Origin of the sequence: Acinetobacter sp. 102 (assembly GCF_037028485.1) — a bacterium.
Classification (GTDB): Bacteria; Pseudomonadota; Gammaproteobacteria; order Pseudomonadales; family Moraxellaceae; genus Acinetobacter; species Acinetobacter higginsii.
In genome coordinates, this window is the sequence record NZ_JAZEZK010000017.1 from 26,614 (window position 1) to 53,157 (window position 26,544).

The following is a 26,544-nucleotide window of genomic DNA, read 5'->3' on the forward strand; positions in this document are numbered from 1 at the left end:
GAGGATATGCCCATGGCAAACTTCGTATTAAACGCTCAAGCACGTGAAGTAGCACAACAAGGGAAAGGTTCGAGCCGCCGCCTTCGCCACGCTGCTCAAATCCCAGCAATCATCTATGGTGGTAGCGCTGAGCCTGTAGCCGTTACTTTAGAGCTTCGTGAAATCGTTAAAGCTTTAGAAAACAACGCTTTCTTCGAAGAAGTTATCGAAATCAAAATCGGTGACAAAGTTGAAAACGTTAAAATCCAAGCGTTACAACGCCACCCTGCTAAAAACACGCCTATGCACGCTGACTTCAAACGCGCATAAGTGTTAAAGGCGTAAATTAGTGTCAAATATTTCGCTAATTGTTGGTTTGGGCAATCCTGGAAAGGAATATGCCCAAACCCGCCATAATGCAGGTTTCTGGTTCGTTGAACAGCTTGCAGATCGTTATGGCATTTCTTTAAAAGCTGATCCAAAGTTTCATGGATACAGTGGTCGTGGCCAAATCGAAGGTCATGATGTCCGTTTATTACTTCCTACCACTTTTATGAACCGTTCTGGTCAAAGTGTTGTCCCTTTCGCTAAATTTTATCAAGTTGCACCTGAAGCAATCCTGATTGCGCATGATGAACTGGATATGAATCCTGGCATTATTCGCTTGAAAACAGGTGGCGGACACGGTGGACATAATGGTCTCCGCGATATCGTCCCGCATATCGGTGCTAATTTCCATCGTCTACGTATTGGAATTGGTCATCCGGGTGCCAAAGAACGCGTTTCTGGTCATGTGCTTGGTAAAGCACCTAGCAGTGAACAAGGCTTAATGGATGCAGCCATTGACCATGCCCTATCTCAAGTGAAAATGCTTGTTGATGGACAAGTGTCACAGGCAATGAATCAAATTAACGCTTACAAACCCGCTTAAACTGAATTGTTGATCAATCCCGCTTGCCATATTGCATTTTTAAGCGCAAAATGCGCATCAAACCGCCTATAGCCCGCGGAAAACGTGACAAGTCAACCATAAGATAATCATCTTAGGTCTTACTCAGGAGACGCTAGCCATGCTATCTCGTTTATTAAAATGTAAAATTCACCGTGCAGTTGTGACTCATGCAGAGCTTCATTATGAAGGTTCTTGTGCAATTGATGGCGTATTAATGGACTTAGCAGGGATTCGTGAATACGAAGAAATCCACGTATGGAACGTCACTAACGGCAAACGTTTCACCACCTATGCAATCCGTGGTGAAGATGACTCAGGTATTATTTCAGTGAATGGTGGCGCAGCCCATCAAGCTGATGTTGGTGATTTAGTGATTATTGCGACTTTCGGTGACTTTACTGAAGTCGAAGCCAATCTTCACAAACCACGTTTAGTTTATGCAAACCCAGACAATACAGTGAACCACACTGCAAACTGTATTCCTGTACAAATTGCATAAGACCTATAAAGATTCTCAAAAAGCCAGTCAATATGAACTGGCTTTTTTATTGCACAAACACAGCCCATTCATCCTCTAGGGCAAAATACAAAAACACTGAAAAATAAGGCCAAGTTTTACGCAAGCAAACTTGTAAAACAGCACCAAAATTTGTTCAATAAGAAGACAATAATGATAATTTGAACAATATGGATATTACTCATCTTCTTAGCAAAGTTAGCCTCTTTGCTGATTCCGATCACACCACCCTAGAAAGCTTGGTGCCTCACTGTCATATTCGTCATTTACAAACAGGACAGCAGCTTTATTGTGCACATGATATTGCCGATTATGTGTATATTGTTGCTTATGGTCGGGTCAAATTGACCACTTCGGCAGGCTTACTGACGTATTTTGGTCGCCATGATATTGTTGGCGAAACAGGTGTCATTTCCAATCAACCTCATCAAGGTACAGTCAATGCAGTCCGTGACACTGCTCTACTCGGTATTCCACAACAACAATTTCTAGATTTCATTCACCAACACCCCAAAGTGTTATTTGCTTTATCTCGACTCATCATTCACCGCTCGCAACCCGAATTACAACATTGTCATGCAATGGGACACAGTCGTACACTTTCAGTAATTCCTGTATCCGCACATATCCCTGCCACACATCTGGCAGAAAAACTGACCGAGCACTTACAACGTTGGCCTCAAGTTCGTTTAGTCACTGCTGCACATATTGATGCGTTATTTGGGGTAGGTTTTAGCCAAACCCCATTAGATTACAGTAGTGAAGATTTAAAACTACGCCAATGGCTGGCCAATTTAGAGGAAAAACACTGTTATGTACTCTATGCTGCGGATTGCAGTGATGATGAATGGTCGAAACGCTGTTTACATCAAGCTGATCGAATATTGATTTTGGCGGAGGCCAACCAAACACCCACTCAAACCAGACTATCGGATGTATTGAATCAGCATGATTGGCAAAGTCCAATTGAATTGGTTTTACTGCGTTCCGAAGGAGACCCATCTCCGCATACATTGATTTGGAAACAGCTCTATCATGCCCGCGCCCACTACTTTATTCACCCATGGGCACAGGCCGATATCTGCGCCGTCGCTCGTCAGATCTCCAGCCAAGGCGTTGGCTTGGTACTTGGTGGTGGTGGTGCACGTGGCTTTGCCCATATTGGTTTAATTCGTGCGCTTGAACAACTACATATCCCGATTGATATTGTTGGGGGCACCAGTATGGGGGCATTTGTGGCGGCGCTAGTCGCCTGTGGTTTTGATAGTGTGGAAATGACCCATATTGCTTATGAAACTTTTGTCGCACGAAATTACCTCAATGATTACACCATGCCTCGCGTTTCACTGATTCGTGGGCAACGTTTCCATACCCGATTACAGGCCATCTTTGGAAGTCGCAGAATTGAAGAGCTCAGACAGACCTATTACTGTATTTCAACCAACCTTACGACAGGTCAAGCGGTGATTCATGATCAAGGTGAACTGGCGACTTGGGTTGGAACCAGCATGAGTGTGCCGGGTGTTGCTCCTCCTGTTGCTTGGCATGAAAACCTGCTCTGTGATGGCGGTGTAATTAACAATCTCCCCACAGATGTTATGCAAAACTTAGAGCGAGGCACCATTATTGCTAGCAATGTCAGCTTGCATGATGATATTCGAGTCCCAGGAATTGGTTTAGAAGAACCAGATCAAAGTGCATTATTGAACTGGAATAAAATCATCAAAGATAAGCTTCTACATGCACCACGTTTGGCAGAGATTTTGATGCGTACCGCGACCCTTGCGAGTGATACCATGATACAAACAGCGGCAATTGAACGCGCCAATTTACATATCCGCATGCCCATTGAAGGTATCGGTATGTTTGACTGGCATAAATTAGATGAACTAATCGAACGCGGCTATGAGCATGCTCTAGAAACCTTATTGCCAATTCGAGAAACGTTGCCTAGTGCTTAAGCCGAATGAATCTGATAACGATCCAATAGCCCATCTAAATATTGATAAGTTTCTGGATCTAATTGCTGCATATAACCATCTAGAATACGATGACATAGCTGCTGCTTGTCGATTGGCATACGTCGCATAATATCGAAAGTAACTTCCCATTGTGAGCGTAATAATGATGCATAGGCAATATGATGCAGGACCTGCTCATCAATTTGGGCAATCGCCGTGGCAACAACCTCCCTTGCCTCATCTTGCATATAATTCACAATAACCAACATATCCGTCCATAAATCACAACGATCAGCCGCCTCTACAATACTCCGAATAATCTCTACTCTTCTTAATGTCGGTAAATTAGCAACAAAGCTCTGTGCTTGCGCCGACAAACAGGCCACGACAGGCAACATGTCTTCCCACAATTGGTCTTCCTGTGTGGCTTGAATAATCGCATTCACAACGGATTCCCCTTGCTGAACCGCTAAATCACCAAGCTCCTGCTTAAGTCCATAACTGATATAACTCATTAAAGCCAAAACTTTAGGCCATACCAGTCGCTGGGCTGGATCACCCACAATCAATAAGGCTTGCTCAATGCGCTGCTTGGGCAAAACATGCACCAGATGATCGATTTGCTCTCGGGACTCAATATAAAAAGCTATTTCTAACAGATCACTTTCACTCTCGACCACTTGCGCCACATCTTGTAATACCGCATCTGACAACATACTGACAAAACGACCAATTGTCACAAAGTCCCGCTGCTCCAATAGAACTTGAGTAATGTCGGTAATTTGATGTGTAGTAAGATAACCAAGTAGTTCTCTTGCCAATCGAGGATCTAAATAAACAGCAATTGCAGCTATGGTTTTTGCAGGTAAATGCTTCGCTATTCGATAAGAATTTTCTGTAGATAAATACACTGCAATCTGGGCGACAATAAAGGGTTCTAAAAAGTGTTTAACCATAAAAACACTTACCCAACGTGGTAACCAACTCACCCATGCTGCTAGGTAACGGAAACGCTTTTTCTGACGATTTTGTAGTCGTTCTAATATCGCAAACCGAAACTGTCTAAGGTTTTCAGGGGCCAAAAACTGCATAAACTCTAATTCTTGCTCTGAGACCTGCAAAATGCGAGCGAGCTTAATCAGCTCTGCCTGTACTGCCAATCGAGTCATGCTATTCCCTCATTTTATTTTTTCGAAACAGCCAACGAAGGAAAAAAGGTGTTTGGTACACACTACGATTCATTTTCTGATCCTCATTTTTGATGGCCTGTTGTAATTGTTGATTGAGCCAAGCCAAATCATGATTAGAAAGTTGTGAAAATGGTTGAAGACTCATCACAGGCCGACGTAATTGTTGTGCCAATCGTTCTAATTCTGTCTTATCTGCTTGCTCCATTTATCGACTCCTTGAATTATTGTTATTTTATCTTTCGAGTGTATGCTCAATTTAAATCCATTGCCAGTTTCACAGATCGATAGAAAAACTAGAGCTACTTCTCAGCAAATTTTTTCATTTTTATAGAACGATTCATTCTATAAAAAGTTGCCTTTTCTCATAAAAATCCGACTATAATCGAAGCACATCGCTTCAGGGCGGGGTGAAATTCCCCACCGGTGGTAAGTTAGGCATTCTAATCAAATGACCTAATCAGCCCACGAGCCTGTATATATTTTTATATACTCGCAGATTTGGTGAGAGACCAAAGCCGACGGTATAGTCCGGATGAAAGAAGACGAAACCACTGAAATACGCTTTTTGCGTTGTTTTTGTGCACGCTTATTTTTTACATCAGTCCTGAAATGTTCAACCGTATCCAATTTACGAGAGCGTTTCATTATGTCTAGTTTAATCCAACCCGAACTTTTCTTTTCAGCCCTTTCCCCTGCTGAACAACGTATTCAACAAGCTTTAGAAGATATCCGCCAAGGCAAACCTGTATTGGTGATGGATGATTTTGATCGTGAAAACGAAGCTGACTTGATTATTGCTGCTGAAACTTTAACTGTCGAAACCATGGCGCAAATGATTCGTGATGGTTCAGGTATTGTTTGCTTATGCTTAACAGAAGCCTTAGCTGATCATTTAGAACTTCCACCCATGGTCGTCGACAATTCCAGCCAATTTAAAACAGCATTTACAGTAACGATTGAAGCGGCACAAGGTGTAACCACAGGCGTGTCTGCCAAAGACCGTGTCACCACAGTTTTAGCTGCAACCAAAGATGGCGCAGTAGCGAGTGACTTAAGCCGTCCAGGTCATGTATTTCCTTTACGTGCGCGTGAAGGCGGTGTGTTAAGCCGTCGTGGTCACACGGAAGGTACAATTGATTTAGCACGTCTAGCAGGTTTAAAACCATCTGGGGTATTGTGTGAATTGACCAATCCTGATGGCTCTATGGCTTCTGGTATTCAAGTGCTTGCTTATGCACAAACCCATGGTTTAACTGTGATTAGCATTGAAGAACTGGTGCAATACCGCTTAAAACACAATGTCTAATTAGAGATAAAAAAGCCTCGAATCATCGAGGCTTTTTACAATTCGTTTTATGAAACTTTTCGCTCGGCGTTCAATTCAGCAACAGCTTCAATCAACTGACTAAATTGCGAAATTTGGATCACAGGTTGTGCTTGAGCCAACTCTTCTGCCGTGCCATAACCATAATTCACAGCAATGGTTTCAATCTCATTGGCACGTGCACCAATAATGTCATATTGGCGATCACCCACCATAATACATTGCTGTGCATCTAACTGCTGTTGTTCCAGAATATAAGCGATTAAATCCGCCTTATTGGTTCTCTCACCAGTCAATTCACTGCCATACATTTCGGTAAAATACCGAGCTAGATCAAAATGAATCAAAATTTGCTTCGCATAAACTGTAGGCTTTGCTGTCGCCAAAAACAAAGCATAGCCTTGTGATTGCAATTGCTGCAACGTCTCAACGACCGTTGGATATACTTCATTTTCAAATAAACCAGTCACTGAGAAACGCTCACGATAAGCCAGCAATGCCTGCTCAGCCAGATCATCATCTTGAGTATTGAGTAATTTTGCCAGAGATGCTTTTAAAGGTGGGCCAATCGTCCAATCCAAATTTATGTCATTTGCCAAAGGTTGACCTAATTTTTCTAGCGCAAAACGAATTGAACCATGAATCCCAGCTTTAGGGTCTGTTAAGGTTCCATCTAAATCGATGAGAATATTTTTGATCGTCATTCGTTCAATCTCTTACAGTCTTACACAACGCAGTCGAGAGTTTCTCGAAACTTCCCTATACTACCGTAGATTGCAGAATAAAAGGAAATTGCAGTGCGTCCGACCGTACTTTGTTTTTCAGGACTAGATCCATCTGGTGGTGCTGGCTTACAAGCAGATATTGAAGCAATTGGGCAAAGTGGTGCGCATGCTGCCATTGCATGTACCGCGCTGACGATTCAAAACTCACAGCAAGTATTTGGTTTTGAAGCCACTTCAAAGGAATTATTGCTGGCACAAGCCAATGCCGTGGTCAGCGACTTACCGATTAAATGTGTAAAGTCAGGCATGTTAGGCACAACTGATAATATTGCTGCATTAGCCGAGTTTTTACGAGAACATCCAGATTATTTATATGTCCTAGATCCCGTTTTAGTGGCAAATAGCGGCGGTTCATTGGGTGACCAAGCAACCTTGGTCAAAGCCTTCGTGGAGTTGATTCCTTTAGCAACGGTGATTACCCCCAATACGGTTGAGTTAAGAGCCTTAACAGGTCTTGATGATATTGAACAGGCCACACATAAACTGTTTAAAATGGGTGCAAAAGCAGTATTGGTCAAAGGTGGGCACGAAGATACGCCTGATCATATCCGCAACGTGCTCTATGCTGATGGCAAAATGCTTGCAGAAAGCCGCTGCCCACGCTTAGAAGGTCAATACCACGGTTCAGGTTGTTCATTGGCAAGCTTTATTGCAGGACGTTTAGCACTCGGTGATTCGCTTAAAATTGCGGTTCAACATGCTGAAACATGGTTATTTGGAGTGTTAAAACATGCTGAGACACCTGTACCAAATGGGCAAAAGATTCCAAAACGTTTTTAAATCATCCCTGAACAAATGAATCTTCAATAAAAAAGGCGCATCTCGCGCCTTTTTTATTTCGGATCAATTACTGTGGAATACGGAGTACTTGACCAGGGAAAATATCATCTGCATTTTTGAGTAATGGACGATTGGCTTCAAAAATTTTATTGTACTGGTTTGGATCACCATAATACTCTTTTGAAATCTTAGACAGATTGTCTCCTGATTTCACGGTATAAAACTTACTTTCTGGCTCAGGTGTTTCCACGGTAAGTTGATCATCAACTTGTGCAACATGATCAATGTTTCCGACAGCAAGTACGATCTTTTCTTTATCTGCTTGGGTTTTAACCTGCCCTTTAATGGTTGCTGTATCGGTATTGCCATTATATGTGACCGATAAACCATCAATCGGAAGACCTAAACTTTTAATCAAACCTAATAATTTATTCGCAATCTCTTGAGCTGATGGTTCAGCTGGCGTTGCTGGTGCAGCTTGCGGTTCAGCTGGTGCTGTATTTTTCTTACCAATACCTTTAACAAAATCAAAAAGACCCATTGTTATTTCCTCTGTAATTATTAATGCATAATAGTCAAAATAGACCTACATCTAGTTATACAGAAAAAATAAAACACTCGAGTTTCAATTTAACGCGGTCTTGTAAATATATGTATATTCGATAGAACTTAATGAAAAACATTCTGTTGCAAAACGTACAAACACAAAAAAGCCACCTTGCGGTGGCTTTTGATCATGCAAGATGATTAACCAAGTTTCTTAGTTACGTAATCGATTGCAGATTGAACAGTTGTGATTTCATTTGAATCTTCATCTGGAATCGTGATGTCAAAATCATTTTCAAAAGACATTACAAGTTCAACCAAATCTAAAGAGTCAGCACCTAAGTCATCCATGAAAGATGCTTCGTTTTTAATCTCTTCAGCACGCATACCTAATTGTTCAGCTACTGCTTGTTTGATGCGTTGTTCGATATCGCTCACAGGAATTCTCCTCATTGCTTGTGGCGTTTTAATTTGCCACTAGTTTAATTGAATATAAGATTTTTTAAAAGTTTATACATCGCCACTTAGGCCATGTATAGACCACCATTTACGTGTAAAACTGTACCAGTAATGTAACTAGCCTTATCGCTCGCCAAGAAACTCACTGCATTTGCAATATCTTGAGGTTCACCTAGACGATTTAAAGCTACTTGATCAATCATTTTTTTACGAATATCTTCGCTTAACTGATCAGTCATTTCAGTGGCAATGAAACCAGGTGCAACACTGTTCACTGTAATCTGACGACTACCCATCTCTTTGGCTAAACTACGACTGAATGCTTCAATCCCTGCTTTTGCTGCCGAGTAGTTCGCTTGCCCAGGGTTGGCAAAATGTGCAACCACTGAACTAATATTAATAATGCGGCCAAAACGTGCTTTGGTCATACCTTTCAATACACGCTTAGACAAACGATAAACCGCTTTTAGATGAATATTGAGAATATCGTCCCAATCATCTTCTGACATACGCAGCAGCAAGTTGTCTTTGGTAATGCCTGCATTGTTGACCAAGATCAACACTGAGCCATATTTTTGCTCGATGTCTGAAACCAGTGCATCAATCGCTTCGCCATTGCGAACATCAAGTACAGCACCTGTCCCATGTTCAGCAAAGCTTTCTGTCAGCTTTTGCGCGCCTGCTTCAGAAGTTGCGGTACCAACCACAAAAAAACCGTCTTGAATGAGTTGCTGTGCAATTGCTGCGCCAATGCCTCGGCTTGCTCCTGTCACTAACGCAACTTTTCGTTGTTGTGTCATGCAATTTTTCCTTCTGCCACTAACACTGCGTTTAGGGCATCTTCCATACGTGCTTTGCTATCAAGGGCAAATGCTTTTTCTATGTTCGGTAATCGCTTAGCAAGATTACTCAGTACCGTACCCGGGCCACATTCAACCACGTACTGGATACCCTGATCTTGCAGATATTGCATCGTACGCGTCCATTGTACTGATTGGTACAATTGAGCGGTTAACGCCTGACGTAATTGAGCAACATCTGTCGCGATTTCCGCGTTGACATTTTGTATTACAGGAAGGCATGGTAGCTCAATGGCAGTTTGTTCCAAAGCTTCGGCAAACTTTTCCGCCGCTGGTTTCATTAATGTGCAATGAGAGGGAACAGAAACAGGCAATGCAATTGCTTTCCCTGATTGTTCTTTTGCTTCTGCCATTACCTGCTGAACCAATGCTGTACTACCGGCGATTACGACTTGGCCTTGAGCATTATAATTTGCGGCTTCAACTGAACCTTGACCTGTAGCAGAAGCATTTTTACAAAGCTCGACCACTTTCTCATCAGCCAAACCGAGAATTGCAGCCATTGCACCTTCACCTGAAGGAACAGCACTCTGCATCAGTTTGCCACGTAAATGAACCAGTTTAACTGCATCAGCCAAGCTCATTGCTTCCGCTGCAACAAGCGCACTGTATTCTCCCAAAGAGTGTCCAGCCAAGTATTTCGGCACAATACCACCCAGCTCTAACCATACACGCCATAGCGCGATACTTGCGGTCAGTAACACAGGTTGGGTATTTTCAGTTTGGTCCAAGCCTTCACCCGTTTGGGCAATCTGCCAAAGGTCAAAACCTAGTGCAGCTGATGCCTCAGCAAATGTATCTTGAACGACACTAAACTGCTCTGCAAGTTCAGCCAGCATACCTGCTTTTTGAGAACCCTGACCAGGAAAAACAAATGCTGTTTTTGTTGCTTGAGCAGCCTGCTCAAGTCGTTTAGTCGACATATAAAAATCCTTAAATTAGTCTACCGCCAATTTTATCAATACTCATAATTCTACATGAGAATGACAATAGACTCTTTAGCGATGCGGCAATTTAACACTGATTAATTCTTTTTATAATTGCGAAAAACAACAAAAAAGGGAGCTTTCGCTCCCATTTTTTCTATACTTTAAGCTAACGCTTAATGCATATAGTTCAATTATTCAGCATCAGCTGCTTTAGCGAATAATTGACGACCACGGTAAATACCGTCTTTAGTCACGTGGTGACGACGATGAGTTTCACCAGTAGTTTGGTCTACAGATAATGCATTCTCGGTTAAAGCGTCATGTGAACGGCGCATGTCACGGCGAGAGCGACTTTTACGGTTTTGCTGAACGGCCATGATGGCTCCTTACAAAGATCGAAAAAATGGATCAGAACAAATTCAGTTGTCTTAACTCAACATTATAACATAAATTATGAGTTAAGTTTACCCTTCAGACCTGCCAAAACATCAAACGGATTATCCCGTTTCTCTTCGACAACATCTGGAGTGGTAGGTTGATGCTTATGCTCACAAGCATCATGCTTAGGAGATAAAGGCACCAACAATAACAGCTCATCTTCTAATAGTGCGAGCAAATCTATCACTGCTGGTGCATCAAAATCACCTTTTTTTGAAGATTCACTTTCACCTAGAACGATGAAATCAGCATCCTCATCCAATCGCTCTATCAGTGACTCATCATCAATCAAAGCTAAATGAAAATCTGAAACCAATTCAATTTCAACGGCTTCCAAACAACGTTGGCACACCATTGGAACTTTTGCTTCAGTATGTCCATCTAACCATACAATACGATGATAGATATCCATTGATAGCTTACAGTCTATGTTGATCAATTGATCATCAATTGAACCAACAGCTTCTCGAGCAATACGAGCAAAGCGAGACAATGGCAGTGTTCCTGACCATGTAAAGCCCTGTTCAGCCCATTTAAATGGCTCGATTTGGCTTGGAAAAGTATTTGCTGACATAATTAAGGCGGCAATTCTACAAATTCATCGGTACTCTGTCAAAGATTAAGATACAATTTTGTACTTCTTTAGACAGAACTCGGGGTAAATTAAGCAATGTACCTGTTGCAGCCGCAACTTGAAGTAACATCTTCATTACTTGTTAGCACCCATTCAACCTCTGTTCCTGTGTTAGCGCTAGATCAAGTGCAACGTTCATCTTGGCAAAAGTTAACAACAGAACCAGAACAGGTCGATTGGCTTATTTTACACTTTAATCACTGGTTTTCCCACCATAATGTCACACTTGTTAAAGGTGATTTTGAACCAGAATATTTCCCAGCCACTTCTGAGCAGCCTGCAAAGATCCAATTTGCCCATGGTTTCTTCAATAGTGCTCTACATGAAATCAGCCATTGGAGCATTGCTGGTGAGCAACGCCGCCTACTTTCCGACCTTGGCTATTGGTATGCACCTGATGGGCGAAGTTCAGAACAACAGGCCCTGTTTGAACAAGTTGAAATTAAACCTCAAGCCATAGAATGGCTATTTGCGACTGCCTTTGGTCGGAAATTTCGTGTGTCACTGGATAACTTAACAGGCGATGGCGGTAATGGAGATCAATTTAAAGATCATGTCTTTGCGCAAGTACAACGTTATTTTTCTGGGGAAGCAAAATTACCCCGCGATGCCGCACATTTCATTCATTACATCTGCGTGTCTACCCGCAATGGAACACCATTACAACTCGATGAATTTAAACGTGAATACCTTGATTAAATGACAAAATTATCACATCTAAGACTTGCAACATGCCCCTAACAAGTTTCATACTGAATTTAGCCGTATAAATCAGGGAGTTAAAATAATGTTGCATTTACATATTCATCCTGAAAATCCACAGGCTCGCTTAATTACACAAGCAGTAGAACGTATTCGTGCTGGTGATGTTGTGGTCTATCCAACAGATGCTGCATACGCGATCGGTTGTCAAATCGGAAATAAGAGCGCAATGGAACGGATTGCACAAATTCGTGGTCTGGGACCAAAGCACCAGTATGCGATTATGTGTTGTGATTTATCCGATATTGCGACCTATGCCAAAGTCGATAACGCGATGTATCGTCTATTAAAAAATAATACACCAGCGGTTACGACTTTTATTTTGCCCGCGACCAGCGAAGTACCAAAACGTTTAATGCATCCTAAGAAAAAAACCATTGGTCTACGTATTCCAAGTAATCCCGTTGCACAGGCTTTATTAAAAGAACTTGGTGAACCATTGTTAACCAGTACCTTAATTTTGCCTGATCAAAAAGATCCGTTGGATGATCCATTTGATATTGAAAACCAGTTGGGTAAACGTATTGATGTGTTTATCGATAGTGGATTCGGAACCTTATCCACCACCAGTATCGTAGATTTATCTGGAGAAAACCCTGAAGTCGTACGTCGTGGTGTCGGTGATGTCAGTGCTTTTGAGTAAATGTTGTATAAAACGCAGCTTGGGTGCAGAAAGCGTCGTAAGCTGCTAGAGGTCTCCAACAGAAAACGCAGCGTCTGCCTATAGTCATATTCAATTCACTTAAATCAAAATGCTATACAATAGTTTGTTTTAATTTTAAAAACTCAGAACACTCTGAAAGTATCTGTTTTTTTTCATACAACACATTGCCATCATAAGTTTTAAAAAAATAAGTTGTGGCTGGCTGATCCTCTTCTATAACTTTCACAACCCCTTTGCCAATATCTTTATATTTGTCGCTGGCTTCTTTTTCCTGAATATAATCAAAATAACCGCATGTCATTTGATGATGTGCTTTTTCCATTTCCCCTCTTAGATCATCTCTATTTACGTTTTCTGTCATTGGTTCAGTTAAAGTGACATAAACTAAAATATGAGGGTATTGATTGAGTGCATCCACTTTAATCGGGTAGCCCGCTCGACGCATAGCCTCATTCATTTGCTGTACAAAAGCCATACTTTTGAAATGGTTTCTGGCCTGCTGTTCAAACTGCTTAGCCCAATATATCTCAGTCCCCCAAAATAGAGCACCAATAATTATTAGGCCCGTTGCAACAAATTTAATATTCATATTAGCCCTCATTATTTAATTTTATAGTCTATGAGTTCTCACTCATTTAATAATCGAGCTATTATTTATAAATATTTATTAAATTCAACAAAATAAATCAAAAAACCTTACTTTCCGATGACTAGAAAATCAACGGTTGCTTTATGATGAATTATTTTAAAAAAGGCATAAGCGAATTTTAATAATCGCTCATTAGCCTTCAAAAAAGTCAGACAATCGCTGTTTTTGAAAACCTTGCGCATCAAAATTATCAGGACTGAGCCATTGTTGATAGATTTTTTCTAAATCAGGCCATTCTTCATCAATGATTGAAAACCATGCAGTATTACGGTTATGCCCTTTAGTCATCCGATCTTGACGAAATAAACCTTCATACTGAAAACCAAAACGTAAGGCTGCGGCTTTAGACGGTGCATTACAATCATCACATTTCCACTCTACACGCCTAAAACCATGGGCAAAGCATCGTTGTAACAGTAAAAAGATTACCTCCGTTGATGCTTTGGACTTTTTCATTCGATGGGAAAAGTAAACATTGCCTATTTCGATCGCGCCCTGTTCCAGCCTTGGATTTAACAAAGCAATCCAACCTTGGGTCTCGCCATCAATTTCAATTAAAAAATGAGTTGAGCCTTTAAAACCAAATAGATTTTGCAAATCCTGTTTTAACAAAAATTGGCTTTGCGGTGCGGCATAAGGCAAATACGTCCAGCAGGCCGCATCCTTTTCCGTTGCAACAGCATCCCAAATTTGATTCGCAGCCTGATCAGAAATTTCACCAGCAATATGAATCAATTTGACAGATTGCCCATCTAAATTATGTTTAATCGGTTGATTGGGTTGATGATCAATGGCAAAGCCTACGGTTTGCCCAAACTGGTTCTGTTGTGTTTTTAAATAATGTTTCATGATGATTTATAATTGAAAAAAAGAATGATTTCCGTTGCTAATTTAAGCATAAGTTTTTTCTATGACCTATGGAATCTTGCATAAATACAGAAAATACCCTGAGAACTTTAAGGTTTTTGTAAGTAGGTAATTTATTAAATTGGCAATTTCGATTAGAATAGAGCTGCTCTTGGTAGCATGTGCCTCTCTTTGCACAAAAAATTATATCTTTCATGCTTTTGAAAATTCGCGTGGCTTATAACGGTAATGAACCAAATTCTCCCCCAAACTTTGGAGTCCACTCCTTCCATTCGCGTGCTTGACGAGTGGCAGGAAGTCATACCTGAAGATTTATATATACCGCCCGCCGCGTTTGAAATCTTACTGGAACAATTTGAAGGCCCGTTAGACTTTCTGATTTACCTGATTCAAAAAAATGGCTTTGATTTATTACAGGTCGATATTTCTCCGATTGCCACTCAATATCTGTCCTATATGGATAGTATGAAATCACTGAATATTGAGCTCACGGCTGATTATATGGTCATGGCAGCATTACTTGCAGATTTGAAATCGCGTTTACTGCTCCCGAAACCAGTCGCTGTTGATCAATTTGAAAAAGATCCAAAACAAGAGTTAATTGACCGTTTAGAAACCTATCTACGTATAAAGCAAGCTGCGGAACGATTGGGACAGATGCCAATCTTCGAACGCGATACTTTTAGCGCTAACGTGAGTATTGGTCACATTGCCCCTATTTATGAAGGCTATGATGTTGAAGCCTTGCATGATGCTTTATTTTGCGTATTCAACCGCCCTGAGCCCATCACTCATGTTGTGGCACAAGAGCCTGTATTATTGGAAGAACGTATAGCCTTTATTGAAAGCCAACTTGCGTCAGGTGAGGCATTGAGTTTTATTGAATTATTAAATCCCATGCAAGGTCGTATGGGGATGGTGGTCACTTTTATGGCGGTGCTTGAACTGACACGTCAGCAAAGAATTCAGATTATCCATACAGGTATTGAAGCTCCTTTAACCATTCAAGGAGTTGCTGCATGAGTTTAGATCAATTTGAGCAAAATGAAGGTATGTCGTTTGAGGACATTCATCATGAGGTTTTATTGCAACTTGAAGCGATTTTATTCGCCAGTGACTCACCAGTCTCTCTTGCACGTCTAAAAGAGGCTTTTCAAAACCAATATAATAAGCAGCAATTACGCACATTTTTACAGCAACTGGCGATGTTACAGCATGGCCGTTCAATCGAATTAATTGAAACTGCGCAAGGTTTTCGATTTCAAGTACGTGCCAAATATCGAAATGTTATTGCACAGGTTTGGCCAGAGCGCCCAACCAAGTTGTCACCCTCTTTACTCGAAACTGTCGCAGTGATTGCTTACCATCAACCAGTCACACGTGCCGATATTGAGCAGATTCGTGGTGTATCCAACAATAGCCAGAATTTAAGAACGCTTTTTGACTGGAACTGGATTAAAGAATCTGGTTTCAGAGATTTACCCGGAAGACCTGCGTTGTTAGTCACAACGCCCCAATTTTTAAATGCATTTGGTTTAGCTTCGCTAGGTCAATTGCCTCCCCTGCAGAACGCCAAGGAAGCATTCATGACACTCGACGCACATGCGCCGAAGTCCTGAGAAAGGTGAACTGTTGATCATTATGTCTAAGGTTGTGCTGTCATGAGTGAAAAATTACAAAAGGTTTTAGCGAGAGTCGGGTTAGGCTCGCGTCGCTATATGGAGGAAGTCATTGCTGCTGGTCGTGTCAGTATCAATGGTCAGATTGCCCAAGTTGGCGAACGTATCGAACCAGGTGATGAACTTCGTATCGATGGTCGTAAAGTACAATTCCAAATTGAAGATGAAATTCGCCGCCGCGTATTAATTTACTATAAACCAGAAGGTGAAATCTGTTCACGTAATGACCCTGAAAAGCGTCCTACGGTATTTGATCATTTGCCTCAAATTGCCAACGACCGTTGGGTCATGGTGGGTCGTCTGGATATTAACAGTACTGGCTTATTGTTATTCACCAATGATGGTGAACTTGCCAACCGTTTAATGCACCCTTCAAACGAAGTTGAGCGTGAATATGCTGTTCGCGTGATGGGCGAAGTAACCCCACAAATTCGCAATAATATGCTGAAAGGTGTTGAGCTTGAAGATGGTCCAGCCAAGTTTGAATCATTCTCAGAAATTGGTGGCGATGGTATTAACCGTTGGTATCAAGTGGTGGTTAAAGAAGGTCGTAACCGTGAAGTCCGTCGTATCTTTGAATCACAAAGCTTAAAAGTCAGCCGCTTATTGCGTACTCGTTACGGCACTGTCATTTTGCCACGCGAGTTACGTACAGGTCGTTGGATGGAATTGGATAAAAGCGATATCGATAACTTGGCAAAATCAGTGGAATTAAAACCACGTCAAGGTACAGGTCTATTTGGTATGGCAAAACGCCGTACTGAACGTATGTCTGAAAAGCCAATGGCAGCACGTCGTGGCGGTTACTTACGCCAACAACGTCGTGATGATGAACAAGATCAGTCACAGCAACAACGTCCAAGTGGCAATGCCAATAATAACAATGGTCGTAAAACCATTGGTTTCAATAAAGGCTTTAAGAAGTTCTAATTCTTGATCCTAAAAAATAAAAAAACGCTCTAATAAGAGCGTTTTTTATTGGCTTTAACTATGCTGAACAATGCCTTGCGGGATCGCATTCAGCAGTTTTTTGGTATATTCATGCTGTGGATGTAAATACAGTTCGTCCGAGTTAGCAATCTCAACTAATTCGCCATGATTCATGACCATGACTTGATCAGAAATGTATTTCACGACAGATAAATCATGTGAAATAAAGATATAACTCAGACCAAACTCGTCCTGTAAATCCTGCAACAAATTCAACACCTGCGCCTGTACCGAAACATCCAGTGCAGAAACAGACTCATCGCAGATTAAAATCTCAGGTTTCAAGGTTAAACAACGTGCGATCGCAATCCTCTGTCGTTGACCACCAGAAAACTCATGTGGATAACGGTCATAGGCTTGAACAGGCAAACTGACGCGCTCTAACAATTCGAATGCCATCTTTTTACGCTCAGCATCATTTTGACCTATGCCATGAATCCGCATCGGTTCCAATAAAATCTGCCCGATAGTAAAGCGTGGATTGAGTGAAGCATAAGGGTTCTGGAAAATGATTTGAATTTTGCGCTGGTACTGACAAAACTCTTTCTCACTCATGGCCAGAATATCTTTTCCACCAATCAAGGCTTGCCCGCCTGTGGCTTCATGTAAGCGCATCAATAGCAGACCAATCGTGGTTTTACCTGAACCCGACTCGCCAACTAGGCCCAAGGTTTTACCTTTGGCCAATTGAAAAGAGACACCTTTAACCGCTTGAAATTCGTCTTGTCCCCACAAACCCTTACGACTATAAAATGACTTTTTCAGATCTTTTACATCGAGCACAATCGGCTCATCGCCAGTCAGACCACGGACACGTTGTTTCAGGTTTAAATCAGACAGATTGGTGGCTTCGATCAGTTGTCCATTTTCGTCCTGCTGCATAAAATCACTGGTCACAGGCAAACGGTATGGACGAGTCGCCAACTGTGGACGACAATGCAGCAAAGCACGCGTATACACATCTTGTGGTTGTTCCAGCACCTGTTCAACAGGGCCACTTTCCCGAATCTCACCATGACGCATCACAATCACTTCATCTGCAATTTCACCCACCAAGGCTAAATCATGGGTAATAAACAGCATCGACATTTCATGGCGTTGTCGTAATGACTCTAATAAATCAATGATCTGCTTTTGGATGGTGACATCTAAGGCTGTGGTTGGCTCATCGGCAATCAGCAACTTCGGCTCACAGGCAATTGCCATCGCAATCATGACCCGTTGTTGTTGCCCACCTGAAAGCTGACTCGGATAAGCATCGATCTTGGTTTCTGGTGCAGGAATACCAACTTCTTTCAGCAACTCAAGTACCCGTGCTCTGGCCTGCTTACGTCCCATGCCTAAATGAATACATAACACCTCAGCAATTTGATCCCCCACGGTAAAGACAGGATTCAACGAGGACATCGGTTCCTGAAAAATCATGGCAATGTCTTTACCACAAATTTTGCGAATCTCTTTGGCCGATAAGTTGAGTAAGTCTTTACCTTCAAAGCAAATTTGACTCTGTTCGGCAATTTGACTTTGCCCTTTTGGCAACAGCCCCATCACCGCTAGGGAAGTGACCGATTTACCACTGCCCGACTCACCAACCAGTGCTACAGTTTTATTTTTAGGAATTGAAAATGAAATCCCTTTGACTGTTTCAATCCACTGCTTATTTTCACCCTTAAAGCTGACACGGAGATCATCGACACGTAATAGCGTTGTTTCATTCTGATATTGCATTTTATCTCTCCGCTATTTCAACTTAGGATCTAAAGCATCACGTAAGGCATCTGTAAACATCGAGAATGCAGTGACTAACACCGCCATTGCGATAGATGCCGCAGCCAATTGCCACCATTTACCTAAGATCAGCTCACTTTGCGCTTCATTCAACATACTGCCCCAAGACACCACGCCGACAGGTACACCAAAACCAAGGAAGCTCAGAATGACTTCAGATTTAATGAATGACACCACCAAAATCGAAATCTGTACCAAGGCAATATGACTCACGTTTGGGAAGATATGTACAAACATACGACGTAGATGACTCACTCCAATGGCTTTGGCTGCCAGAACATATTCGCGCGATTTATGTTTCATATATTCGGCACGAATCAGACGGAACACCCCCGTCCAACCAGTTAAACCCAAGATCAACACAATCGACAGAATGCCTTTTTGTTGCAGGACAGCCGCAATGGCCAACACCAACAACAGATAAGGAATCGAGGTAAAAATGTTATAGAACCAGTTCAAAACATCATCAACCCAGCCACCAAAATAACCTGCAATTGCACCCAAAAAAGTACCAATCACCACCGCCAATAGCGCAGACAATAAACCGACCAGAATTGAAGTTTCAGCACCTTTGATGGTTTTTAGCAACACATCTTGTCCCCACTTATCCGCCCCAAAAGGCAAAGTGGTTTTGAGCTCTTGCTTTTGATCGAGTAAATGCCCACCGAGTTGCTGATCAATCTGCTGCATATCCTCAGCCAAAGGATCAACCACGCCATAATTATCAATGACTGAGCCACCTTGCTGTTCAGCTTGAATTTCCGCATTCAGCTGCTGAATCACGTCTTTCAGAGGATCAACAGGATTTTCAGGCAAAGTTGCTGTGTTTTCTGTAGTTGCCTTAATTTGATCTGACTCTGTATCCGCACCCAAGAAAGTGGGTGGTGCATAACTGACTGCAACTTCTTTATTCCAATTAGAGGCTATTACCCCTGTCATCGATAAAGCGAGCAGGATGAAATAAAATAAAACCACCAAAAAAGACACCACGGCGATTCGATCTGACTTCAATCGATTCAAGGCCAAATGCCACAATCCTGTTGACGCAGAAGATTCATTCGAGGCAGCTTTGCTTTTAAAAATTGTACTGAGCATCGTCATCCTCCTATTTCAACTGCACACGAGGATCGAGGAGCTTATAAATCAGATCGGCGATCAAGTTAAAAATCATGGTGACTGCAGCGATATATACGGTGATGGCTTTAATCACAGGAAAATCACTGCGTTCAACCGCAATAATAATTTCTCGACCAATGCCCGGAATACCAAAGAAACGTTCAATCAGGAAAGCACCAATCAATAAGGCAGGCAGACTGGCCATCACTTCGGTGACAATGGGAATCGAAGCATTACGCAATACATGCACACCCAGTACCCGAGACTCCCCCACACCTTTAGCACGCGCAGTCCGCACATAATCTTGGTTAATTTCATCTAAGACGAAGCTTCGATATAAACGTAGCGTTGGAGCAATACTGACCACCAACATGATTAAGATCGGCAACAAGGCATAATGGAATAAATTTTGACTAAAACTATCACTCCAGCCTTGTACGGGGAACCAACTTAACTGATAGGCCAAAACATATTGGAAGATGATGATATACACCAAGATACTGATCGACATGCCAATGGTACACAGCATCATCACCATACGATCGGTCAATGAACCACGCACTGATGCAACCGCTAGTGCCAAGATGATTGAGATCACAGTTTGTAAAATGGTTAGAGGAATCAATAAAGTTAGTGAGGGCCCTAAACGAGTCAAGATAATCTGTGAGACAGATTCGCCTGTACTCCAACTGGCACCATAATCAAAAGTCAGAATCTGTTTAATAAAAATCCACAACTGCACATAATAAGGTTGATCAACCCCCAACTGTTTACGGATGTTTTCAATTTGCTCAGGGTTGGACATTTTTCCTGCCAAGATATATGCAGGATCGCCCCCCACCCAGTTAAACAAGAAGAAAATCAGCAAAATGACACCCAACATGGTCGGGATCATTTGCCATAGTCTACGCACGACATAAGCAAGCATAATGGCAAATCCTTATTTGACCCGTTGACCTGTAATTTCATTAAAGAAGGCTTTGTTATCTGGTTCTCTGCCTAAGAAGTCTTTAACCAGTTGTGCTGCATTCTTTTGACTGCCTTGTGACAAAATCGCCTGACGGTAGCGTTGTCCTACTTCTGGATTATTCAGGTTATCGCCAAAAGCCGACAACATATCTAAGGCTAAGACTTCAGACCACATATAGCCATAATAGCCCGCTTGATAACCCATCAGATGGCCAAACTGTCCAGGGAACTCGGTGTTCGGTACATAGCCTAATGCGGTTGCCGATTCCATTTTTTTCCAGACATCCATCGGCTGTACTTTCAGCGCATCCGCACCGTGTAAAGCCATGTCATATTGTGCATATAGGGTTTGACGTGCATAACGCAAACCACGTCCATAGTTATGTACCGATTTAAGGCGTGCAATTAGGGCATCGTCTACACGTGGACAAGCTGGATTACAATAATCGGCCACTTTAGACAAGGTTTCCTTACGACGCGCCCACTCTTCATACATTTGTGATGGTGCTTCGACAAAGTCGCGCTCTACCGATGTACCCGACTGTCCCGAATAACGGGTTTTCGATAAAATGCCATGTAGGGCATGACCAAACTCATGTACAAAGGTTTCCAGCTCGTCACTATTTAAACCTTTGCGGTTAAAGTTGGTGACCAACACTGAAATTGGTTTACGCTTGCTCAGCGTACTGCCACCATATACTCCCCAGACCGCTGCATGTCCATACTTGCCTTCACGTGGAAATTTATCCATGTATAGACCACCGAGAACTTCACCTGTTTTTTTGTCAGTGACATCATAATATTCAACTTCATCTTGCCATGCATCGACTTTGGCTGGCTTAAATTCAATCCCATAAAGATCAGATGAAATCGCAAATAACCACTTTTGTGCCGCTAAGGTCGGGAAATAATCACGCAGTTTTTCTTGGTCTATCTGGTATTTGTCTTTACGGAGTTTTTCACTCCAATAGTTCACATTCCAACGGTTAATTTCAGCTTTTTCTAAAGTTGTGTTCAAGGTTTTGGCTTTAAATGCACGGAGTTCTTCCACTTCTTTTTGCTCAAGTGGTGCAACAACGTTGTGTACATCAGCCAAGAAGGTGTTAACCGTTTTTGGCGTTTTCGCCATACGTTTTTTTAACGCCCAATCGGCATAGCTTGGTTGACCAAACAGCTGCGCCAATTCATAACGTAAGTCAATAATCTGTTTAAGCAAGACTAAGTTCTTTTCTGTACCACGACGTGTAAATGCAGTTTGATAACGTTTGCGTGCATCATCACTGTCGGCCAACTCCATAAACGGTTGGTACTCTGGATATTCAAACCCTAATAAATAATTGCCTTTGTCATTTTTCTTTAGGCCTGAAATATAACTATCTGGTAAGCCTTTTAGCTCGGCAGGCGTAAATTCTAATTTTTCTGGGTTATCAGGAATATTGCGGGAGAATTCTTGCGAAAGTTTGGTCAACTCATCAAAAATTGTTTTGACCCGTGCTCTTTTTTCGGGTGAAAGTTGTACCCCTGTATCTTCAAAGGCATCAAGAATATCTTGGCGGTACTTAGTATCAATTGCATCGTTGGCTTTGGTGTTTTTAAAACGTTGGTATAACTTCGGATTCTGATAAATTTCGGTTTGTAGTTGATTCAACTTAACTTCGCAATCTTCAGCAGCTTGGCGTAATTTAGCATCTGGATCAACATTGCTATACAGGCTAATCGGCCCAGCAAAATTCTCGAAAGTTGCCATTAATTGATCCCACTCTGCCAACACAGGTGCAGCATCGGATTGCGGTTTAATGCTTTGTTTTTCCAGTTGAGAAATACGCTGCTTTAAAGTCTGTAAATTAGCATCGCACCATTGTGCGCTTTCACTGCTTTTTAAAATCGGTAACGTGGTTCGTGTGCTTTCAGCCCAAATGCCTTGACTCATCCCCGTGACTGCCATCGATAACAGTCCCAGTGTCGACAACTTCAATATTCTTTTCGCCATGCGCTTTCTCCAATTTAATCTGTTTGTTATTTCTTGTCTTGAATATCGATATACATCCACTCTGCTGGCAGAACAGGATGTTTTTTATAACCAATCACACGTGGTTGAGCGACCACGGTACGGTAACGCGTCGACATAAATTGTACGGGCGAATAAAACTCTAACAACCGTGACATTTTGCGGTACAGCATATCGCGCTCAGGGCCATCCTCAAGTCTCAATGATTGCTCATAGAGACGGTCATATTCGGGTAATTTGAAGCAGGTATGATTGGTTGCATGAATATTTTTGCCATAGAACAACTGCACAAAATTATCTGCGTCAGGATAATCTGCAATCCAAGCCGAAGCCTTAAACATGGTTTTACATTGTTTCTCCGCTTTTAAACCTTCTGCGAAAGGAACAGGCTTCGAGACCATATTAATTTTAATATTGGTTAAATCTTTCTTGAGTAACTCGGCCATTTGCATACTTCGTGCACTGCTGGTCGATGGCATAAATTCAATCACTAAAGGCTTTCCGTCAGGTAAAGTTCGCCAACCATCTTTACCTACTTTGTAGTTGTAGCGATCCAATAGCAAATTGGCTGCCTTTACAGAATAAGGAATACTGCTTTTATAATTTGGATCATGCCCTGCTACACCATATGGAATCGGTGATTCTAATTTTTGGGCATTGCCTTTGGCCAAGACCGCGATAAATTTTTCTTTAGAAACTGCCATGGACATCGCGCGGCGCAATGCAATCTTATCTTTACTAAAACCACCGACCACAGGGTTTTGGATATTCCAATACAAATAATCAATCGAAGGATCTGAAATACGAGACAGTTGGATGCCCTTCTGAGCAAGTTCAGGTTTTAATGAACCATCGGATTGCAAAGCCTGTGCAGGTAATTCACCATCAAGTGTAAATAAATCCAAACCATCTTTTTGGAATGACAGCCAACCCGATTGTGATTCTTCAATGACTTGAATATCGACCACACCGATTTGTGGCATTTTTTTGCCTTGCATCTGTTGTACGATTTTTTGATCTTCAGGAGTGCTGGCCTTAAAGTCCCATGTAAAACCACGATAATCTGGATTTGCCTTCAATATAATCCGTGAACCTGGTGTCCAATGTGACAGCATATAAGGACCTGTTCCCACAGGACGTCCCATCACATAGCCCGCCTTATCACGATATTTTTCAATCACTTCACGTGCCACTGCACCCGTGGGTTGATGCGCCAACAGCATCGGAAAATTATGATTCGGTTCTTTTAAACGAATCACCAAAGTATAACGATCAGGCGTTTGTAGTCCCGCGATCGGCTGATCATAATTAAACTTTCCTGTTTTACTGGCTTGTTGAATAAGTGGTTCAATGCCCACAATTTTATCTTCAAATAACCAGCTGTTAGGAGAATGCAGATTTGGATCAAGTAAGCGTTTAAATGAATACGCATAATCAGCAGTGGTGAGTTCACGTGACTTGCCTTTAAATGCAGGATCAGGTGTGAAATAAATCCCTTTCTGAATCCGAATGGTATAGGTCAACCCATCCGCACTCACTTCAGGTAATGCCACTGCCGTTTTTGGCACCAACTTGGCAGGCGAAGCTAAATAATCGTAGGTATAGAGCGTTTCAAAAATAGAATATAAGACATGAGCCGAATACAGGTCTTGTGTCGCTACGGGATCAAATCCCGTTTCTGCCACTGGAAAGGCATAACGTAAGACTTTTTTTGAATCGGCAGGGCTTTTCGCTTCTGTAATCGTTACCCCTAGACTTAATGTTGTCCCCAATAACAGCGCCAGACTAGTCCGTTGCATCGAAAGTTTAAAATTTTGCTTCATCATAAAAACATCACTTATTTTTGATTTGGTGAAACAATATCTAAGTATTGCCAGTTGGTATTCATAATTGGATGAGCTTTAAATCCCTGCACCTCAGGTTGAATCAACCAGTTCCGAATCCGTGTATCTTGTAAAATCCACGTTCCATCTGCTTCAATTTGACGACTCATTTTTTCATAGAATGGCATACGTTTTTCAGGGGCTTGCTGCATCGCCTGTTTATATAAATTGTCATAAGCAGCTGACTGATAACAGGATTGATTACCACGACCAACATTCGGACCATAAAGCAATTGCGTGAAATTTTCACCCTCTGGATAATCCGCATGCCATGCGCCACTCCACATCATGTATTGACACTGGGTTGCGGCTTTTAAGTTATCGGCAAAATTACTGACTTTAAAGTCTGCCCGAATCCCGATTGCATCTAGATTTTTCTTCCACAATTCAGAATACATCACGGAAGATGTCCCACTCTCGGTATTTATTTTTAAGGTTAAAGGCTTGCCATTGGGCAGATTACGATAGCCATCTGGGCCTTTTTTATAGCCGAAATGATCCAATAATTTATTGGCTAAAACAGGATTGTAACCAATGCTACTGCGATAATTCGGGTTATGACCATTAATGCCTGCAGGTACCAGCATTTCAGCCTTAACCGCCTGACCTTTTCTTAAGATGCGAATATATTCATTGACATTAAAAGACATCGCAATTGCACGTCTTAACGCAATTTTATCTAAGCTATTACCACCAACAACAGGATCACGCATATTCAACATTGAATAAGTGATCTCTGCCTCTTTATTGGCATACAGACGTATACCCTGCTTTTGCATTTCTGCTTTTAACTGATTATTTTGATCAAGCACTTTAGGAATTGCACTGGAAGTGACCTTATCAAAATCCAGTTGTTTGGACTGAAAAGCGAGCCAACGTGATTGTTCTTCTTCGATAATGCTAATATTGACTTTGCCAATTTGCGGCATTTGCTTGCCACTCATTTCTTTAACCAGCTGGTTATCCCATGCCGTGCCTGTCGATTTAAAATTCCAGACAAAACCGCGATAATCAGGATTTGCAACTAATTCGATCTTGCTGCGGGGTACATATTTGCTCAGCATATAAGGCCCTGTTCCCACAGGATGCATGGCTAATCGATCTTTATAGTATTCAACCACTTCCCGTGCAGTCGCACCAAAGGTGCTATAGGCCAAAATATAAGGGAAATTATAATCAGGTTGCGTCAGGGTAAATTGAATCGTATATTTATCCAGTGCTTTAACGCCGTCAATCTTGGCATCATAGTTAAATGTGCCCGTTTTTTTGGCTTGGTCCACCAGTGCATTTGCACCCACAATTTTATTATCAATAAAAGAAAATGCTGAGGCATGATTTTTAGGATCTAATATCCGCTTAATGGAATAGACATAATCCTCTGCAACCAGCTCTCTGCGTTTACCTTTAAATGCAGGATCATCGGTAAAATAAATCCCTGGCTTTATTTTAAATATATAAACCTGACCATTTTTTTCAATCACAGGTAGGCTTTCTGCTGTAGATGGAACCAATTTTACTGGGTTAGCGAGATAATCGTATTGAAGCAATCTTTCAAAAATTACATCGGCGACATTTCCGCTGTAAAAATTAAAAGTTTTAACCATATCAAAACCATCATCTGGGGCTTCAAAAGCAACACGGAGTACTTTATCTGCCTGAGCAGGTGTTTTTGCATACCCCATCGGCATAAATGCAATAACGGTTGATAATACAGTGACCGTAAAAAAAGTTGACTTCAAATCAGTGCTCACATCATCGTTTTTTAATAAATACTAGACTTTTGCATAGCATTCAACACTACAACCGTTTCCCTTT

28 protein-coding genes and 1 riboswitch are annotated in these 26,544 nt (G+C 41.7%); of the genes, 11 read left to right on the forward strand and 17 right to left on the reverse strand.

Going from position 1 to position 26,544, the window contains the following annotated elements; genetic code table 11:
* Positions 1-12: 12 nt before the first annotated feature.
* The 4 genes from rplY (at position 13) to WA352_RS16170 (ending at position 3,409) form a co-directional block, all read left to right on the forward strand.
* Positions 13-309, forward strand: a complete 297-nt coding sequence (rplY, locus tag WA352_RS16155) for a 50S ribosomal protein L25 (RefSeq protein WP_004663523.1) — start codon at positions 13-15, stop codon at positions 307-309.
* Between the two features lie 19 nt (positions 310-328).
* Positions 329-910: an aminoacyl-tRNA hydrolase gene (gene pth, locus WA352_RS16160; RefSeq protein WP_004804964.1), complete on the forward strand. Its 582-nt coding sequence runs from the start codon at positions 329-331 to the stop codon at positions 908-910.
* A 139-nt stretch (positions 911-1,049) separates the two neighbouring features.
* A complete protein-coding gene (panD, locus tag WA352_RS16165) occupies positions 1,050-1,430 on the forward strand; it encodes an aspartate 1-decarboxylase (protein WP_004655255.1) in 381 nt (126 codons plus the stop codon).
* Positions 1,431-1,618: 188 nt separating this feature from the next.
* Complete coding sequence (locus WA352_RS16170; RefSeq protein WP_005312665.1) at positions 1,619-3,409, forward strand: patatin-like phospholipase family protein; 1,791 nt, start codon at positions 1,619-1,621, stop codon at positions 3,407-3,409.
* On the opposite strand, the gene WA352_RS16175 is transcribed toward WA352_RS16170, so the two are convergent.
* Both WA352_RS16175 and WA352_RS16180 read right to left on the reverse strand, forming a co-directional pair.
* Positions 3,406-4,578: a hypothetical protein gene (locus WA352_RS16175; RefSeq protein ID WP_004804960.1), complete on the reverse strand. Its 1,173-nt coding sequence runs from the start codon at positions 4,576-4,578 to the stop codon at positions 3,406-3,408. The two genes, WA352_RS16170 and WA352_RS16175, sit on opposite strands and share 4 nt — an antisense overlap.
* A 1-nt stretch (position 4,579) precedes the next feature.
* Positions 4,580-4,804, reverse strand: a complete 225-nt coding sequence (locus WA352_RS16180; RefSeq protein ID WP_004804958.1) for a hypothetical protein — start codon at positions 4,802-4,804, stop codon at positions 4,580-4,582.
* A gap of 185 nt (positions 4,805-4,989) precedes the next feature.
* Positions 4,990-5,147: riboswitch (FMN riboswitch) on the forward strand.
* A 98-nt stretch (positions 5,148-5,245) separates the two neighbouring features.
* Between WA352_RS16180 and ribB the strand changes: the two genes are divergently transcribed.
* The gene (gene ribB / locus WA352_RS16185; RefSeq protein WP_005205490.1) at positions 5,246-5,905 is read left to right on the forward strand and encodes a 3,4-dihydroxy-2-butanone-4-phosphate synthase; all 660 of its coding nucleotides are present in this window, start codon (positions 5,246-5,248) and stop codon (positions 5,903-5,905) included.
* 47 nt (positions 5,906-5,952) lie between these two features.
* On the opposite strand, the gene WA352_RS16190 is transcribed toward ribB, so the two are convergent.
* Positions 5,953-6,627: an HAD-IA family hydrolase gene (locus WA352_RS16190; protein ID WP_033134433.1), complete on the reverse strand. Its 675-nt coding sequence runs from the start codon at positions 6,625-6,627 to the stop codon at positions 5,953-5,955.
* Between the two features lie 93 nt (positions 6,628-6,720).
* Between WA352_RS16190 and WA352_RS16195 the strand changes: the two genes are divergently transcribed.
* A complete protein-coding gene (locus tag WA352_RS16195) occupies positions 6,721-7,488 on the forward strand; it encodes a hydroxymethylpyrimidine/phosphomethylpyrimidine kinase (RefSeq protein ID WP_033134432.1) in 768 nt (255 codons plus the stop codon).
* Between the two features lie 67 nt (positions 7,489-7,555).
* On the opposite strand, the gene lysM is transcribed toward WA352_RS16195, so the two are convergent.
* From lysM to WA352_RS16225, 6 genes are all read right to left on the reverse strand, one after another.
* On the reverse strand, positions 7,556-8,029 hold the full coding sequence (gene lysM / locus WA352_RS16200) for a peptidoglycan-binding protein LysM (protein ID WP_004804950.1): 474 nt from the start codon (positions 8,027-8,029) through the stop codon (positions 7,556-7,558).
* Positions 8,030-8,235: 206 nt separating this feature from the next.
* The gene (gene acpP / locus WA352_RS16205; RefSeq protein WP_004655272.1) at positions 8,236-8,472 is read right to left on the reverse strand and encodes an acyl carrier protein; all 237 of its coding nucleotides are present in this window, start codon (positions 8,470-8,472) and stop codon (positions 8,236-8,238) included.
* A gap of 86 nt (positions 8,473-8,558) precedes the next feature.
* Positions 8,559-9,293, reverse strand: coding sequence for a 3-oxoacyl-ACP reductase FabG (gene fabG, locus WA352_RS16210; RefSeq protein ID WP_033134431.1), 735 nt, complete (start codon positions 9,291-9,293; stop codon positions 8,559-8,561).
* Positions 9,290-10,276: an ACP S-malonyltransferase gene (gene fabD, locus WA352_RS16215; protein WP_033134430.1), complete on the reverse strand. Its 987-nt coding sequence runs from the start codon at positions 10,274-10,276 to the stop codon at positions 9,290-9,292. Before fabD ends, fabG begins: the two co-directional genes overlap by 4 nt.
* A gap of 197 nt (positions 10,277-10,473) precedes the next feature.
* Positions 10,474-10,659, reverse strand: a complete 186-nt coding sequence (gene rpmF / locus WA352_RS16220) for a 50S ribosomal protein L32 (RefSeq protein ID WP_004638135.1) — start codon at positions 10,657-10,659, stop codon at positions 10,474-10,476.
* A gap of 74 nt (positions 10,660-10,733) precedes the next feature.
* Positions 10,734-11,294: a YceD family protein gene (locus tag WA352_RS16225; protein ID WP_005312651.1), complete on the reverse strand. Its 561-nt coding sequence runs from the start codon at positions 11,292-11,294 to the stop codon at positions 10,734-10,736.
* Between the two features lie 96 nt (positions 11,295-11,390).
* On the opposite strand from WA352_RS16225, the gene WA352_RS16230 reads away from it, so the two are divergent.
* Positions 11,391-12,053, forward strand: a complete 663-nt coding sequence (locus WA352_RS16230) for an elongation factor P hydroxylase (RefSeq protein WP_005205499.1) — start codon at positions 11,391-11,393, stop codon at positions 12,051-12,053.
* A gap of 88 nt (positions 12,054-12,141) precedes the next feature.
* Complete coding sequence (locus tag WA352_RS16235; RefSeq protein WP_004804938.1) at positions 12,142-12,759, forward strand: L-threonylcarbamoyladenylate synthase; 618 nt, start codon at positions 12,142-12,144, stop codon at positions 12,757-12,759.
* Between the two features lie 112 nt (positions 12,760-12,871).
* On the opposite strand, the gene WA352_RS16240 is transcribed toward WA352_RS16235, so the two are convergent.
* Both WA352_RS16240 and WA352_RS16245 read right to left on the reverse strand, forming a co-directional pair.
* The gene (locus tag WA352_RS16240; RefSeq protein ID WP_033134429.1) at positions 12,872-13,369 is read right to left on the reverse strand and encodes a hypothetical protein; all 498 of its coding nucleotides are present in this window, start codon (positions 13,367-13,369) and stop codon (positions 12,872-12,874) included.
* Between the two features lie 192 nt (positions 13,370-13,561).
* Positions 13,562-14,278 carry a GNAT family N-acetyltransferase gene (locus WA352_RS16245; RefSeq protein ID WP_033134428.1) on the reverse strand — a complete coding sequence of 239 codons (717 nt, stop codon included), beginning with the start codon at positions 14,276-14,278 and terminating at the stop codon, positions 13,562-13,564.
* Between the two features lie 246 nt (positions 14,279-14,524).
* Between WA352_RS16245 and WA352_RS16250 the strand changes: the two genes are divergently transcribed.
* The 3 genes from WA352_RS16250 to rluB are packed head-to-tail and all read left to right on the forward strand — an operon-like array spanning position 14,525 to position 16,905.
* Positions 14,525-15,319 carry a segregation and condensation protein A gene (locus WA352_RS16250; RefSeq protein WP_004804932.1) on the forward strand — a complete coding sequence of 265 codons (795 nt, stop codon included), beginning with the start codon at positions 14,525-14,527 and terminating at the stop codon, positions 15,317-15,319.
* Complete coding sequence (gene scpB / locus WA352_RS16255; protein WP_005205502.1) at positions 15,316-15,915, forward strand: SMC-Scp complex subunit ScpB; 600 nt, start codon at positions 15,316-15,318, stop codon at positions 15,913-15,915. Before WA352_RS16250 ends, scpB begins: the two co-directional genes overlap by 4 nt.
* Positions 15,916-15,957: 42 nt before the next feature.
* Entirely contained in the window at positions 15,958-16,905 is a 948-nt protein-coding gene (gene rluB / locus WA352_RS16260) for a 23S rRNA pseudouridine(2605) synthase RluB (RefSeq protein ID WP_004804930.1), read from the forward strand.
* Between the two features lie 54 nt (positions 16,906-16,959).
* On the opposite strand, the gene WA352_RS16265 is transcribed toward rluB, so the two are convergent.
* From WA352_RS16265 to WA352_RS16290, 6 genes are read right to left on the reverse strand one after another with little or no spacing between them, the layout of a single operon-like run.
* Positions 16,960-18,693 (reverse strand): ABC transporter ATP-binding protein, encoded by a 1,734-nt coding sequence (locus tag WA352_RS16265; protein WP_033134427.1) that lies wholly within the window; start codon positions 18,691-18,693, stop codon positions 16,960-16,962.
* A gap of 12 nt (positions 18,694-18,705) precedes the next feature.
* The gene (locus WA352_RS16270; protein WP_005205504.1) at positions 18,706-19,848 is read right to left on the reverse strand and encodes an ABC transporter permease; all 1,143 of its coding nucleotides are present in this window, start codon (positions 19,846-19,848) and stop codon (positions 18,706-18,708) included.
* Between the two features lie 10 nt (positions 19,849-19,858).
* On the reverse strand, positions 19,859-20,797 hold the full coding sequence (locus WA352_RS16275; RefSeq protein ID WP_004804925.1) for an ABC transporter permease: 939 nt from the start codon (positions 20,795-20,797) through the stop codon (positions 19,859-19,861).
* 12 nt (positions 20,798-20,809) lie between these two features.
* Positions 20,810-22,828, reverse strand: a complete 2,019-nt coding sequence (locus WA352_RS16280) for a M3 family metallopeptidase (RefSeq protein ID WP_336143277.1) — start codon at positions 22,826-22,828, stop codon at positions 20,810-20,812.
* Between the two features lie 26 nt (positions 22,829-22,854).
* On the reverse strand, positions 22,855-24,672 hold the full coding sequence (locus tag WA352_RS16285) for an ABC transporter substrate-binding protein (RefSeq protein ID WP_442892282.1): 1,818 nt from the start codon (positions 24,670-24,672) through the stop codon (positions 22,855-22,857).
* 11 nt (positions 24,673-24,683) lie between these two features.
* Positions 24,684-26,468 carry an ABC transporter substrate-binding protein gene (locus tag WA352_RS16290; protein WP_005312633.1) on the reverse strand — a complete coding sequence of 595 codons (1,785 nt, stop codon included), beginning with the start codon at positions 26,466-26,468 and terminating at the stop codon, positions 24,684-24,686.
* Positions 26,469-26,544: the final 76 nt, after the last annotated feature.

What these genes read in the sequence shown, in the direction of transcription:
- WA352_RS16225 (WP_005312651.1), bottom strand. Translation starts at nt 11,294, where the DNA reads ATGTCAGCAAATACTTTTCCAAGCCAAATCGAGCCATTTAAATGGGCT.
- rplY (WP_004663523.1), top strand. Translation starts at nt 13, where the DNA reads ATGGCAAACTTCGTATTAAACGCTCAAGCACGTGAAGTAGCACAACAA.
- ribB (WP_005205490.1), top strand. Translation starts at nt 5,246, where the DNA reads ATGTCTAGTTTAATCCAACCCGAACTTTTCTTTTCAGCCCTTTCCCCT.
- scpB (WP_005205502.1), top strand. Translation starts at nt 15,316, where the DNA reads ATGAGTTTAGATCAATTTGAGCAAAATGAAGGTATGTCGTTTGAGGAC.
- WA352_RS16285 (WP_442892282.1), bottom strand. Translation starts at nt 24,672, where the DNA reads ATGATGAAGCAAAATTTTAAACTTTCGATGCAACGGACTAGTCTGGCG.
- WA352_RS16235 (WP_004804938.1), top strand. Translation starts at nt 12,142, where the DNA reads ATGTTGCATTTACATATTCATCCTGAAAATCCACAGGCTCGCTTAATT.
- WA352_RS16175 (WP_004804960.1), bottom strand. Translation starts at nt 4,578, where the DNA reads ATGACTCGATTGGCAGTACAGGCAGAGCTGATTAAGCTCGCTCGCATT.
- WA352_RS16245 (WP_033134428.1), bottom strand. Translation starts at nt 14,278, where the DNA reads ATGAAACATTATTTAAAAACACAACAGAACCAGTTTGGGCAAACCGTA.
- WA352_RS16250 (WP_004804932.1), top strand. Translation starts at nt 14,525, where the DNA reads ATGAACCAAATTCTCCCCCAAACTTTGGAGTCCACTCCTTCCATTCGC.
- WA352_RS16270 (WP_005205504.1), bottom strand. Translation starts at nt 19,848, where the DNA reads ATGCTCAGTACAATTTTTAAAAGCAAAGCTGCCTCGAATGAATCTTCT.
- fabG (WP_033134431.1), bottom strand. Translation starts at nt 9,293, where the DNA reads ATGACACAACAACGAAAAGTTGCGTTAGTGACAGGAGCAAGCCGAGGC.
- WA352_RS16280 (WP_336143277.1), bottom strand. Translation starts at nt 22,828, where the DNA reads ATGGCGAAAAGAATATTGAAGTTGTCGACACTGGGACTGTTATCGATG.
- fabD (WP_033134430.1), bottom strand. Translation starts at nt 10,276, where the DNA reads ATGTCGACTAAACGACTTGAGCAGGCTGCTCAAGCAACAAAAACAGCA.
- rpmF (WP_004638135.1), bottom strand. Translation starts at nt 10,659, where the DNA reads ATGGCCGTTCAGCAAAACCGTAAAAGTCGCTCTCGCCGTGACATGCGC.
- rluB (WP_004804930.1), top strand. Translation starts at nt 15,958, where the DNA reads ATGAGTGAAAAATTACAAAAGGTTTTAGCGAGAGTCGGGTTAGGCTCG.
- WA352_RS16230 (WP_005205499.1), top strand. Translation starts at nt 11,391, where the DNA reads ATGTACCTGTTGCAGCCGCAACTTGAAGTAACATCTTCATTACTTGTT.
- WA352_RS16190 (WP_033134433.1), bottom strand. Translation starts at nt 6,627, where the DNA reads ATGACGATCAAAAATATTCTCATCGATTTAGATGGAACCTTAACAGAC.
- WA352_RS16275 (WP_004804925.1), bottom strand. Translation starts at nt 20,797, where the DNA reads ATGCTTGCTTATGTCGTGCGTAGACTATGGCAAATGATCCCGACCATG.
- WA352_RS16180 (WP_004804958.1), bottom strand. Translation starts at nt 4,804, where the DNA reads ATGGAGCAAGCAGATAAGACAGAATTAGAACGATTGGCACAACAATTA.
- WA352_RS16170 (WP_005312665.1), top strand. Translation starts at nt 1,619, where the DNA reads ATGGATATTACTCATCTTCTTAGCAAAGTTAGCCTCTTTGCTGATTCC.
- WA352_RS16265 (WP_033134427.1), bottom strand. Translation starts at nt 18,693, where the DNA reads ATGCAATATCAGAATGAAACAACGCTATTACGTGTCGATGATCTCCGT.
- lysM (WP_004804950.1), bottom strand. Translation starts at nt 8,029, where the DNA reads ATGGGTCTTTTTGATTTTGTTAAAGGTATTGGTAAGAAAAATACAGCA.
- WA352_RS16240 (WP_033134429.1), bottom strand. Translation starts at nt 13,369, where the DNA reads ATGAATATTAAATTTGTTGCAACGGGCCTAATAATTATTGGTGCTCTA.
- panD (WP_004655255.1), top strand. Translation starts at nt 1,050, where the DNA reads ATGCTATCTCGTTTATTAAAATGTAAAATTCACCGTGCAGTTGTGACT.